Below are 12,967 nucleotides of genomic sequence, written 5' to 3' on the forward strand. Positions count from 1 at the left end.
ACCGGTAGCTCCTGCCAAGCCTTGAATACCTTGCATACCTTGTGCGCCTGTTGCACCTGTACTACCCGTAGCACCTTGTAAGCCTTGAATACCCTGAGCTCCGGTAACACCTTGAATACCTTGTATACCCTGTGCGCCCGTTGCACCCGTACTACCTGTAGCACCTTGTAAGCCTTGAATACCCTGAGCACCGGTAGGGCCTGCAGGTCCTGTAATACCTTGTACGCCTTGTATACCTTGAGATCCTTGTGGTCCGGTAGCGCCTGTTGCACCTCTGGCACCCGCTGCACCCTGAGGTCCGGTAGCACCTGTCGGGCCTGTCGGACCCGTAGCGCCTTTAGGGCCCCCGTTTAAAGAATATAAGGCGAATGGTACACTTAATAGTTTTGCGGCACCCATATCTATGTAACCGCTACCCAAATCAACTTCTGTTTGGATATACTTTTGCGCACCGCTGCCCCAGGGGATGGCGCTGAATGTACCTGAAGTAGCATGACCATTACCTACTTCAATAGAAAACAAGCCATATTGGTTTGTGGCTGTTGATTGGGTTTCCTGGTATTCTACACTGCCCGTAGCAGAACCTGCATGGATCGTAATACGAATATTTACATTCGTATTGATCAGCAACGCTCCGTTCGAGCCTCTTGCCACGGCCTGGTACTTAAATGCCTGAGGTTGTGCCCAGGCACTTGTGCAGACTGCCGCAAGCAGTAGAAATAGGATATAGATTTTCTTTTGCATCCAACGAAAATTGAGAATTGAATTATAAAAAGGATTATCGTTTTAAAAGCTTTACCTGGCCCTTGAAGTCTTTATCGCTTCGTACACGTACCACATACATACCGGATGCATATTGTGCTACATTCATTTCTACATACAGATAATTATTGTTCGAGAAATTGATGTTGATGGTTTGCAGTATCCTGCCCATCATATCCACCAGATCAATGGAATAATTGGCGTCGGGTACATTGTTCAATGCAATCTTTACAATGCTGGAGGCCGGATTGGGAAAGAGCGTGACTTTATTGCTGATGTCTGCATTTAAGATTTCTTTCAACTCTATATCGGGTTGAGCAAAGCCCACGGTTAAATATTTATGCACCTGGGGAACTGCAAGAAGGTCTGCTACAGGCTCGCCTATAACATAAGTGAGTGACAACTGCGGCTTGATAACGGTTTCGCCGGCAGGGCAAATAACACTCCTGCTGATTGTTTGAGCATTTGAATGTGTTACAAATGAGCAAATGACGATCCCGAAGTAAATGGAGTTTCTCATAGCTTTATTCATAGTCCCGGTTGGCTTGGGGTGAATTATAGCACAATATACGCTTCCTTACGCATATAAAAAAACGTATAACTATCCGGTTGCCGGGTTGATAATAAAACGTTCCTGGTAATATTACCGAATAGCAAGTTGTTAGCTATACGCCCGTCCCGGTAATGCAGTCATTTCACGAAATCTATTATATGATATGTTGGGCAGGAGTATACCCTACGCCAAATTAAACACCTGAATATTTTTGATGTATAAAAAACAGGCAGGTGCTAAAACAAAATTGACAGTTATGCCGGTATCAAAACATGCCGGGATTTTTTTATGTAGTTAACTTCTATACAACCAGTGAATAGTGAATGGTCAATAGTGAAATGCACAAACCGGTTGAGTAAATGTATGCTGCTTAGTTACTTCTATCTCGCGCCTAGCCTCTTATACGCCCTTATGTGCCTTCTATACAACTAGTGAATAGTGAATTGTCAATGGTGAAGGGCACAAACTGGCTGAGTAAATATATGCAGCTCTAGCCATGATGGACCTCAGGCGTAACTTCATATATGCCCTTATGTGCCTTATATGGTTTAAAAAAAATTCGCTTCAGCTTTAGGCTTTAGGCTTTGGGCTTTAAGCTTTATCAGTTGTTTACAACGAAACGTTAATGCGGCCAACTCCTTACTTATATGAGGGTATGAAGCAGGATATACAATGGTGCAATAGAGGTAACAAAATAACAACTATAAATAACAAGCACTTTTAAGGCTGTTAACTGCAAATAATAATATCCGGCTAAACTAAATGATGCCAATATAGCATGTCAAAGAATAAGATTGAAAAAGGGTGTCTTCTTACTGTTTGTTTACACAAACATTAAGAAAAACACCCTTTTTTGCTATACGAAGCTGAGAAAACCAGAACTATCTTTTTTCTCTTTCGAAATAATCCTTATAAATTAATTACCCAGGTACTGCCGGTATATGTACATATTGCCTCCATAAACCAATCTACATTACTTACCAAGTTAGTGCCCGATGGCCAAGTTGCACCATAATATAAAAAAGCGGCACTGGCTTGTGCAGATAAGTGTATAGTGCAGTTTGAAATACTTGTACCGGAAAGCATAATTGTTATTGTAGAGCCTACAGCCGGAGATGAAGGCAAGTTAACTGTAACATTATTAGCACTTATTATATAATTACCACCTGCCACCGCACTTAAAGTACTGCTGCTTACAGAATAGGTTGTCCAGGTTGGGGCGCTATACTGTGGTATATTCAAAACACCACTTGAAAATGTTGCGGCACCACCTGTACCTGTTGTAGTTAAAGTAAACGGAGCTGCAAACGCGCCTGAACCATTAAGGAAACTCGTAGACGTGCCTGAATTCGTTCCCAATCTCGCGGCCGGTATAGTACCTGAATTGGCTTGTCCCAATGCCGTTACTATATTATTACCCGTAGTTGAGCTATTAGTTGTAATGCTTAATGCCAGCGAACCTGCGGTGTTTGTAACGTCGCCGGTATGAGCAGGCTCGGCACTTGCCGGCAATGTAGTTACCGGATTAGTGGGTGCAAAAGGGCTGCTTCCTGTTATATAAATTTGATTGGCTGCTGTACCACTACTAAATCCTGCGCCTGTTGCACCCGTAGCACCGGTAACCCCCGTAGCACCTGTTGCTCCGGTCACGCCTTGAACGCCTTGTACACCTTGTATTCCTTGTGGGCCAATGGCACCTGTTGCACCAACTGCACCTGTAGCTCCGGTAACACCTTGAATACCTTGTATGCCTTGTGCGCCCGTTGCACCTGTACTACCTGTTGCTCCTGTCAGGCCTTGTACACCCTGTACTCCTTGCGGACCAGTATCACCCGTTGCACCAACTGCACCTGTCACGCCCTGTATACCTTGTGCGCCTGTTGCACCCGTACTACCTGTAGCGCCTTGGGCACCTGTAACACCTGTTGCTCCAGTAACGCCTTGAACACCTTGTATGCCTTGTGGACCAGTATCACCGGTAGCTCCTGCCAAGCCTTGAATACCTTGCATACCTTGTGCGCCTGTTGCACCGGTTGCTCCGGTAACGCCTTGAATACCTTGTATACCTTGTGGACCGGTATCGCCGGTCGCACCTGTCATGCCCTGAATACCTTGTATGCCTTGTGCGCCCGTTGCACCCGTACTACCTGTGGCGCCTTGTAAGCCTTGAATACCCTGAGCTCCGGTAACACCTTGAGTACCTTGTATGCCTTGTGCACCAGTTGCACCAGTTGCACCTGTTGCTCCGGTAATACCTTGAATACCTTGTATACCTTGCGGACCAGTATTACCTGTAGCACCTGCCATGCCCTGGATACCTTGCATACCTTGTGCGCCCGTTGCACCTGTTGCTCCGGTAACGCCTTGAATACCTTGTATACCTTGTGGACCAGTATCACCGGTCGCACCTGTCACGCCCTGAATACCTTGTATGCCTTGTGCGCCCGTTGCACCCGTACTACCTGTAGCACCTTGTAAGCCTTGAATACCCTGAGCTCCGGTAACACCTTGAGTACCTTGTATGCCTTGTGCACCAGTTGCACCTGTTGCTCCGGTAACACCTTGTACACCTTGTAATCCTTGTGGACCAGTATCACCTGTAGCACCTGCCACGCCTTGAATACCTTGCATACCTTGTGCGCCCATTGCGCCTGTAGCACCTGTAGCGCCTTGTAAGCCTTGAGATCCTTGTGGTCCGGTAGCGCCTGTTGCACCTCTGGCACCCGCTGCACCCTGAGGTCCGGTAGCACCTGTCGGGCCTGTCGCACCCGTAGCGCCTTTAGGGCCCGGGTTTAAAGAATATAAAGCGAATGGTACACTTAATAGTTTTGCGGCACCCATATCTATGTAACCGCTACCCAAATCAACTTCTGTTTGGATATACTTTTGCGCACCGCTGCCCCAGGGGATGGCGCTGAATGTACCTGAAGTAGCATGACCATTACCTACTTCAATAGAAAACAAGCCATATTGGTTTGTGGCTGTTGATTGGGTTTCCTGGTATTCTACACTGCCCGTAGCAGAACCTGCATGGATGGTAATACGAATATTTACATTCGTATTGATCAGCAACGCTCCGTTCGAGCCTCTTGCCACGGCCTGGTACTTAAATGCCTGAGGTTGTGCCCAGGCACTTGTGCAGACTGCCGCAAGCAGTAGAAATAGGATATAGATTTTCTTTTGCATCCAACGAAAATTGAGAATTGAATTATAAAAAGGATTATCGTTTTAAAAGCTTTACCTGGCCCTTGAAGTCTTTATCGCTTCGTACACGTACCACATACATACCGGATGCATATTGTGCTACATTCATTTCTACATACAGATAATTATTGTTCGAGAAATTGATGTTGATGGTTTGCAGTATCCTGCCCATCATGTCCACCAAATCAATGGAATAATTGGCGTCGGGTACATTGTTCAATGCAATCTTTACAATGCTGGAGGCCGGATTGGGAAAGAGGGTGACTTTATTGCTGATGTCTGCATTTAAGATCTCTTTCAACTCTATATCGGGTTGAGCAAAGCCCACGGTTAAATATTTATGCACCTGGGGAACTGCAAGAAGGTCCGCTACAGGCTCGCCTATAACATAAGTGAGTGACAACTGCGGCTTGATAACGGTTTCACCGGCAGGGCAAATAACACTCCTGCTGATTGTTTGAGCATTTGAATGTGTTACAAATGAGCAAATGACGATCCCGAAGTAAATGGAGTTTCTCATAGCTTTATTCATAGTCCCGGTTGGCCTGGGTAAATTGCGGCGCAATATAACACATATAACTATCCGATTGCCGGGTGGCACTAAAACGTTCCTGGGTATATTACCAAATAGCAGCTCGTTATGGTGGCGTGAAAGCGCGAAAAATGGTTAAGGAATAAGCTCCGCCCCTTATATTCGCTTGTTTTTACATAAGAAGTGATAATAAAAAAATTAGTGAACATGAGGCTTGCATATGCCGATAAAAAAGCATTTTTCTGACAAACGCTTGCTTCTTATTCAATAAATTTTATTGCCATGAGTATTTCTACCAACCGCTGTGAACCCTTCAGGGTAATGTTTTTTGGAGTTTGGTGCACACTTCATTTTTTGTCGGACAGCAATGATTTGTAATCCGCTTTCAAAATAATTTGATGAATATCTATTCTTGCTTATCATTGTGCTCCACAAAGATTGGATGCAGGTAAAGTATCATATCCTTTATGGCTTCGAAGACAAAACTTCTTTGTTATTCCATGTTACAATGAAGAGGTTTCATTTTCGTATATGTTGAAGGGAATAAGTTTTACCGGTGTAAATGTTGGAACCGGAGGCTTTTTCCATACTTATTCAACTGCTGCATTTTAGCATTGTGGTATAAAAGGTGCGAACTAAAACCATTAAAGATCATATCCTTGCTTAAGGAGGATCTCTAAAATATTAAAGAAGAAATCAAGAATAAAGATGGATCAACCGTCAGCTAATCCAATTTCAAAAATGTCAACTACAAACAGAAACATCTTAATCGGCGGCTTAGTATTGCTTATCTCTCTAATAATGGCGTACTCAAATCATTTCCATAACGGCTTCCATTTTGATGACTCGCATGCTGTTGTAGATAACGTTCATATCCGGAACATTAAAAACATTCCCTCGTTTTATACCGATCCCAAAATGTTCAGTGCAGATCCCGCACACTGGGGACTGCGGGCACTGGTTACCACTACGTTGGCTATTGATTACAAGCTCGGAGGCAGCTTAAACCCTTTTTATTTTCAGCTCTCCACTTTTATCTGGTATATCTTTTTATGCCTGATGATGTTTTTTATGTATAAAAATTTATTGCAACGATCGATAAAACATAACACGGCAGCTTACATTGCATTGATTGCTACCGCATGGTTTGCACTGCATACCGCCAACGCAGAAACTGTTAACTACATCATTGCCCGGTCGGATATACAGTCAACGTTATGTATTGTGGCTTCATTCCTGATATACATTACATACCCGGCAAAGCGAAAATGGCACCTGTATATTATACCTGCATTTATCGGGGTCTTTGCTAAAGAAACCATGTTGGTACTTATCATCCTGTTGTTTTTTTATATCCTGTTGTTCGAAGACGACCTTTCCGTTGTTGATTTGCTTAAACCTAAAAATTTTCGGTTTGCGTTCAAAACCATCCTAAAACTATTGCCGCTAATAATAGTAATAGTGGTTGCACAGATATATACGCTGACAAGAGTAACTTCTATACCGGGCATTTCTAATCCCGCTTCTTATTACATATTAACTCAGACTTATGTATGGCTTCACTACTTTATAGCGTTCTTTTTGCCAATGAACTTAAGCGCTGATTCTGATTGGTCGGTTATACTAAACATTTTTGATGAAAGAATAATTATAGGAATTGTTTTCGTTATCGGTTTAATAATAACGATCATCAAAACATCAGCAAAAAAAGAGACCAAACCTATCGCATTTGGATTAATCTGGTTTGCAGCCTCATTGCTTCCGACCTCGTTGGCCCCCTTTGCCGAGGTTACAAACGACCATCGCATGCTGTTTGCTTTTGTAGGTTTGGCCCTGAGTGTAGTAACTTATATAGGTTTATTGCTCATTAAATTTGAAAAACAAATTAAAGCTAATAAAGAGTACCGGGCACTTATTGCTTTAAGCCTTTTGTTAGTTCTTGGATTAAATGCTTATGGCGTTTATCAACGCAATAAAATATGGCACGATGAAGAATCGTTATGGCACGATGTGACTATTAAAAGCCCTTTAAACGGACGCGGCTTGATGAATTATGGCCTTACGCAAATGGAGAAAGGAAACTACTCTGTTGCCGATATTTATTTTCAAAGGGCCTCTCAATACCTCCCTTACTATAATACGCTTTTTATTAATACAGCAATATTAAAAGGAGCCATGGGTAACCCGCAAGAAGCCGAAGCTAATTTTATTAAGGCCAGGAACATGAGTCCGAACACTTTTGATTCATACGTTTTTTATGCCCGCTGGTTAAAGCAGGTTAATCGCGTAGATGAAGCAGTTCAAATGAGCGAAAAGGCTTTACAACTGAACCCTTATTCATTAATGGCGCTTAATATACTGATGAGTAGCTACAACACATTAGGCATGTGGGACAAATTGGTGGAAACCTCTAATAAATACCTCGCTTTGGCCCCCGGAGATACTACAGCACTTACATTTCAGCAGGCAGGCAAAACCCATGCTGCCATTGCCGAAAGAGAGGCTCCTGTTACCGGCAACACTGCAACAACCTTAACTGCGGCTAATTATCTTGACCAGAGCTTAGCTTATTACAACCAACAAAATTATTTGAAATGCATAGAGGCCTGTGAAGCCGCCTTAAAACTAAAACCGGATTATGCCGATGCTTACAGCAATATGGGAGCCGCTTATAATCAGCTAAAACAGTGGAATAAAGGCATTGAAGCCTGTCAAAAAGCCTTAAAGATCGACCCTAACCATAAACTTGCAAAAGGCAATTTGGCCTGGGCCGAAAGCGAATCAAAAAAATAGCCTTTAACAAACAACTTTATTGGAAAATGGCTGACTTGCATTATACACCAACTGAAAAATTAACTGTCAAACGCCCGGTTGACCGTATCAAGTATTTAAGAGATGCGTGTATTAATAAAAAAGTGCTCGACCTGGGATGTTACGACGAAACAGCTTTGGTAAAAGAAGATACAGGTAATTATTTATTCGGCGAGATTTCGAAAGTGTCGGCATTACATGTGGGGGTTGACAACTCCAAACTATTGATCAACGGAGGTATAACCTATAGCGATACTGTGAGGATAATGTATGGAGATATTTACAACCTGGATAAGTTAGATCTACATCATATCGACTTTGATGTAATTATTGCCGGAGAATTGATAGAACATCTTCCAAACACGCTTGTTTTTTTTGAGAACTTAAAAAAACAATTCGCTGGCAAAAGGCTTATTTGCTCAACACCCAATGCAACAAGCTTACACAACATGATTCTTTCACTAATAAAACGGGAATCGGCACATATTGATCATGTTCAGGTATATTCTTATAAAACACTTAATACTTTATGCAAACTTGCCGGATTCAGCAGTTGGCAAATTATTCCGTACCATGTTAAATTCAGTGAGATGATATTGAATGCTAAAGGAGGAAAGAAACAGGTAGTCAAAATCTGTGAAAGAATAGTCAATGGCTTTGAGCGTATTTTTCCAATGACAGGTGGCGGCTATATTATAGACATAACAATATAAGCCACACTCGTTCTATTGTTATTGCAAATTCTCTTTATGCCCCAGGGCATAAACACGTGCAATAAGTTTAGCAATGCGCTTGCCCCACATTAATTCAAACAACTCAAGTTCTTCTTTTTGACGTAAGCCCTTTGCTAATTGATTGGTGGTTTCCGATCCCGGATGTATACGATGGGTGATAAGCCTTTTATTAATATACATAAACGCTCCGGGCCGCAGCGCCAGCTCATACCAGGCATACCAGTCCAGCGCGCAAGTATATTTCGGTTGAAATTTAAAATCATCGCCTAACTCCGGCATATTAAATGTTACAGAAGGACAGCATATCGGATCGCCAAACAGCAATATCATTTTTTTTAATAAGCTGCTTCTTATAACACTGCTAACTATAAAAGGCAACAACAAACTGCGTTTAATAAACGCATTTAACGAGAATGACCTTAGCTCATTATTAACCAAATCACTATAATTTGTGAAAGCGATTTGTATTTTTTGAGCACTATTATGTTTTATAGCATTCGTCACAACTTCTGTATAACGGCTATCATAAACATCATCCTGGTGAGCAATAGTAACCAATTCTGTATCAGCTTTTAATAAAGCAAAATTCCAGTCATTTGCTATACCTCTCACCTGACTGTCGTTAATATAGTATGGTATATTATACTGGTCAGCGATGCTCTGTGAATAAGTCGTTGGCGTTGATGTAGCGATAATAATTTTACTTTTTGCCGTCTGACCAATAAGGCTTTGAATACAAGCCTCCAGGTAAGGCGATTCCTGATATACCGATAATACGAATGTATGTTCCATAATACTCCCGAAAAATAAATATTGTCCTTACCTGTAGTTGCATTTTGATCAAATAATTCAAAAGGATCTGCGTCTACTATTTCTCAATTATTTTCTTCCGTTACCGGTGAAAATTTTGGGTCTAAAGATGGATCTGCTCCAGGCTAACCAATCGGGTAAAAATAAACATTAAATCCATTCGGAATACTGGTATCGTTTTCAGTAGTTAAACTATTTGGAGTACGTTCATATAAGTTTTTCTACCATAAGGGACCTGGTATTTACGGAGATTTATTACTGCAATATTGTGCAAAATTTCTCCCATTTCGTTTTTGTGAATTGGGGCATAGACGCTCATTCTCTAATAAAATTCTTAAGAATTGTATATAAACAATCGGATACCACGCATTATGATACGTCTTTATAAGTTCCCTGGTATATTAGCTCTCTGTGCATTGCAAAGACTAAAAATTTGATTTTCGCACATTTATTTTCTCTCATCACATCGATGAAACCCATATCCGCTTGAACTAACTAAAACTGCTTGAATTGGAACAGCCTTACCCGTAGGGCATTAAGCTCAATAGAAAACCCGTCCATATGGTCTTCCACTGTCCGTAGGACATTAACCAGCAAATTCGTTCTATCAATTAAAATTTGATTTTCGCACATTTATTTTCTCTCATCACATTGATGAAACCCATATCCGCTTGAACTAACTAAAACTGCTTGAATTAGAACAGCCTTGCCCGTAGGGCATTAAGCTCAATAAAAAACCCGTCCATATGGTCTTCCATTGTCCGTAGGACATTAACCAGCAAATTCGTTCTATCAATTAAAATTTGATTTTCGCACATTTATTTTCTCTCATCACATTGATGAAACCCATATCCGCTTGAACTAACTAAAACTGCTTGAATTAGAACAGCCTTGCCCGTAGGGCATTAAGCTCAATAGAAAACCCGTCCATATGGCCTTCCATTGTCCGTAGGACATTAACCAGCAAATTCGTTCTATCAATTAAAAAATGAATTATTTAAAATAAGTCGTGATGCATGCCCTTACCACGGTAAGCAGGTTAATGCCCTACGGGCAAAAATTGCAGTTGCCGGATTTTTCTATTGAGCTTGAAGTCCTACGGACTAAATTCGAATTCCCGATAATTCTTCAGCAGATCTGAATACACACGATTGCGGGATCAGAAAAAATCTATTGGTGTATATGTGATAATAAAAATACCCGAATGAGACAAGGAACTACCAACCACTGAGACGCGGCGGCACGATGATTCACTTAGTTTTTGTGATCACGATTGAATTGGCAGGCACGAGGATTTAATGCGCTGCGTCAAAATCAAAACTTCGCCGCGTCGCCGCTTCGTTGCGCACGCCGCGAGAAACCCGCACTCCTTAGATTGGGACAAGCGAAACTTTTTGGTACATTCGTTATCTGTTACCAATCGCCATCTTCAACGGCAACTTCAATAAATAACAACTGGCAAACAATGGATAATACAAGAGTCTACAAAATGTCTTTTGCGAGTGTTTATCCGCATTACATTACAAAAGCCGAACGCAAAGGCCGCACAAAGGAAGAAGTGCATGAAATTATTTATTGGCTGACAGGATATGATAGCCAACAATTACAGCAGATCATCAACGATAAAACGGACTTTGAAAATTTCTTCGCCAAAGCTCCGCAATTGAATCCGAATGCTTCAAAAATTACAGGCGTTATTTGTGGCTATCGTATTGAAGAGATTGAAGACCCGCTGATGAAAAAAGTTCGATACCTGGATAAGTTGATTGATGAGTTGGCGAAAGGGAAAACAATGGAGAAGATTTTAAGGAAGTAAGGTAAGCAGAAGGCTCAAAGCACAAAGCCTAAAGCTGACCGAAGCGAAGTTTTTTAAACCATATAAGTAAAGTGTCGGCCACGCCAACGTTTCTTTGTAAACAACTGATAAAGCTTAAAGCCCAAAGCCTAAAGCCTAAAGCTGATCGAAGCGAAGTTTTTTAAACCATATAAGGCATATAAGAAAATATAAGAACTTTTGCCCGGGATAATAACAATACTTAAACGACAATATATTTACTTAGCCAGCCCGGACCTTCACTATTGACCATTGACTATTCACTAGTTGTATAGAAGTAAGGTGTCGGCCGCGACAACGTTTCTTTGTTAACAACTGATAAAGCTTAAAGCCCAAAGTCTAAAGCCTAAAGCTGATCGAAGCGAAGTTTTTTAAACCATGTAAGGCATATAAGAAAATATAAGAACTACAAACAGGATGCTCCTACGGAGCAAAACCTCCAAAGCTTCCTTAACTAAACGACATTGGCCTAAAGCTGACCGAAGCGAAGTTTTTTAAACCATATAAGGCATATAAGAAAATATAAGAACTTTTGCCCGGGATAATAACAACACTTAAACGACAATATATTTACTTAACCAGCCCGGACCTTCACTATTGACCATTCACTATTCACTAGTTGAATAGAAGGCATATAAGAGAATATAAGAACTTTTGCTTAGGATGATAATAACACTTAAACGATAACACATTTACTTAGCCAGACCGGACCTTCACCATTGACTATTGACTATTCGCCAGTTGCATCTATTACAACCATTTCTTAAGGTTAAAAAAACAGGGAAGTAGTCATTTCCAAAATTTGAAATGACTACTTCCCTTTATGGAGTTTTGTGTTTTTTCGTTCTTATTGAGTCTTATGAAAGGTACAAGCTATTTCAGTGTGAACACGGTGTGGAATTTTCTCCAGTTAGCAGGGTTTCCGCCGCTGTAATAATAGTAATACAGGTTGAACTTTTTGCTCAGCGGATCGTACGTTGAAGCCTGTGCAGGATCCTGCTGAATTGACACCACCGCATCAGGATCGGCCGAGATGGTAACAGAATTGTCCGGGTTGATTGTTATAAAATATGTTATGCCGGGGTTGCTGAAATACCAGTAACCAGCCGTTGCCTTTATGGAGTTTGCGCTTGCTGTTATCAGCTCCTGGGTATAATTGGCGGGACAGGTTTGAAGACCGGCGGATGCATGGTTCAATGTACCACTTTCCGCATACATACCCTCCCACTGGTTTACAACCGGCAATGGTGAAACAGAAATAACCCATCGAGTTTTGTTGCCATTTGCAGCAGTTACTTCGTAGGAAACAGGTGCGGAAAAGTCGCCCGGCGTTCCCAGTTTAGGAGCACCATCAACAGGATGTACAATGGCAGCGTCGGGAACATTTACAACTCCCCAAATGTTAGTCAGTTTTACTTTCACTTTTTCTTTTTGAGGAAAGCCTGCGGGGAACACAGGCGTTACATAAACTGTATCATGCGATATGGAAATCTTCCTGTCCAGTTTAACAGTTTGTACAACGGTACGCTCATTTTCATTGGTTGTACCTTTATTGTCAACAATTGTGTCTGCGTATTTATAAACGAGGTAAAAATCTGTAATGTTATTCAAGGATGAATTATTTGCCGCCGGAAGATCTTTCTTTAAACATGAAGTAAAAAGAACCGGCAAGGCAAACAATAAACCCAGCATTAATATATTTTTCATAATTGATCAGTTATTTGATT

The 12,967-nt window shown here is 41.4% G+C and carries 9 protein-coding genes; 3 read left to right on the forward strand and 6 right to left on the reverse strand.

Annotation, left to right across the window (positions count from 1 at the left end):
* The 4 genes from QTN47_RS15005 to QTN47_RS15020 all read right to left on the reverse strand — a co-directional run.
* A partial coding sequence (locus QTN47_RS15005; protein ID WP_500683534.1) for a DUF8740 domain-containing protein occupies window positions 1-744 on the reverse strand: 744 nt, incomplete at its 3' end.
* A gap of 34 nt (window positions 745-778) precedes the next feature.
* Entirely contained in the window at window positions 779-1,294 is a 516-nt protein-coding gene (locus QTN47_RS15010) for a T9SS type A sorting domain-containing protein (RefSeq protein WP_369330206.1), read from the reverse strand.
* 930 nt (window positions 1,295-2,224) lie between these two features.
* Window positions 2,225-4,501 carry a collagen-like domain-containing protein gene (locus QTN47_RS15015; protein ID WP_369330207.1) on the reverse strand — a complete coding sequence of 759 codons (2,277 nt, stop codon included), beginning with the start codon at window positions 4,499-4,501 and terminating at the stop codon, window positions 2,225-2,227.
* A 34-nt stretch (window positions 4,502-4,535) separates the two neighbouring features.
* Window positions 4,536-5,051 carry a T9SS type A sorting domain-containing protein gene (locus QTN47_RS15020; protein WP_369330206.1) on the reverse strand — a complete coding sequence of 172 codons (516 nt, stop codon included), beginning with the start codon at window positions 5,049-5,051 and terminating at the stop codon, window positions 4,536-4,538.
* 801 nt (window positions 5,052-5,852) lie between these two features.
* On the opposite strand from QTN47_RS15020, the gene QTN47_RS15025 reads away from it, so the two are divergent.
* Window positions 5,853-7,844, forward strand: coding sequence for a tetratricopeptide repeat protein (locus QTN47_RS15025; RefSeq protein ID WP_369330208.1), 1,992 nt, complete (start codon window positions 5,853-5,855; stop codon window positions 7,842-7,844).
* 26 nt (window positions 7,845-7,870) lie between these two features.
* Complete coding sequence (locus tag QTN47_RS15030; protein WP_369330209.1) at window positions 7,871-8,575, forward strand: class I SAM-dependent methyltransferase; 705 nt, start codon at window positions 7,871-7,873, stop codon at window positions 8,573-8,575.
* A gap of 18 nt (window positions 8,576-8,593) precedes the next feature.
* On the opposite strand, the gene QTN47_RS15035 is transcribed toward QTN47_RS15030, so the two are convergent.
* Window positions 8,594-9,388, reverse strand: coding sequence for a glycosyltransferase family A protein (locus QTN47_RS15035; protein ID WP_369330210.1), 795 nt, complete (start codon window positions 9,386-9,388; stop codon window positions 8,594-8,596).
* Between the two features lie 1,483 nt (window positions 9,389-10,871).
* On the opposite strand from QTN47_RS15035, the gene QTN47_RS15040 reads away from it, so the two are divergent.
* On the forward strand, window positions 10,872-11,222 hold the full coding sequence (locus QTN47_RS15040; protein WP_369330211.1) for a DUF2200 domain-containing protein: 351 nt from the start codon (window positions 10,872-10,874) through the stop codon (window positions 11,220-11,222).
* 891 nt (window positions 11,223-12,113) lie between these two features.
* Here QTN47_RS15040 and QTN47_RS15045 read toward each other — a convergent pair.
* On the reverse strand, window positions 12,114-12,947 hold the full coding sequence (locus QTN47_RS15045; protein ID WP_369330212.1) for a DUF5018-related domain-containing protein: 834 nt from the start codon (window positions 12,945-12,947) through the stop codon (window positions 12,114-12,116).
* Between the last annotated feature and the right edge of the window lie 20 nt (window positions 12,948-12,967).

The organism is Danxiaibacter flavus, assembly GCF_041060425.1.
GTDB classification, from domain to species: Bacteria; Bacteroidota; Bacteroidia; order Chitinophagales; family Chitinophagaceae; genus Danxiaibacter; species Danxiaibacter flavus.

Bases quoted from the DNA above. Each gene is read 5' to 3' on its own strand.
- QTN47_RS15010 (WP_369330206.1), bottom strand. From the start codon at position 1,294: ATGAATAAAGCTATGAGAAACTCCATTTACTTCGGGATCGTCATTTGC.
- QTN47_RS15015 (WP_369330207.1), bottom strand. From the start codon at position 4,501: ATGCAAAAGAAAATCTATATCCTATTTCTACTGCTTGCGGCAGTCTGC.
- QTN47_RS15020 (WP_369330206.1), bottom strand. From the start codon at position 5,051: ATGAATAAAGCTATGAGAAACTCCATTTACTTCGGGATCGTCATTTGC.
- QTN47_RS15025 (WP_369330208.1), top strand. From the start codon at position 5,853: ATGGCGTACTCAAATCATTTCCATAACGGCTTCCATTTTGATGACTCG.
- QTN47_RS15030 (WP_369330209.1), top strand. From the start codon at position 7,871: ATGGCTGACTTGCATTATACACCAACTGAAAAATTAACTGTCAAACGC.
- QTN47_RS15035 (WP_369330210.1), bottom strand. From the start codon at position 9,388: ATGGAACATACATTCGTATTATCGGTATATCAGGAATCGCCTTACCTG.
- QTN47_RS15040 (WP_369330211.1), top strand. From the start codon at position 10,872: ATGGATAATACAAGAGTCTACAAAATGTCTTTTGCGAGTGTTTATCCG.
- QTN47_RS15045 (WP_369330212.1), bottom strand. From the start codon at position 12,947: ATGAAAAATATATTAATGCTGGGTTTATTGTTTGCCTTGCCGGTTCTT.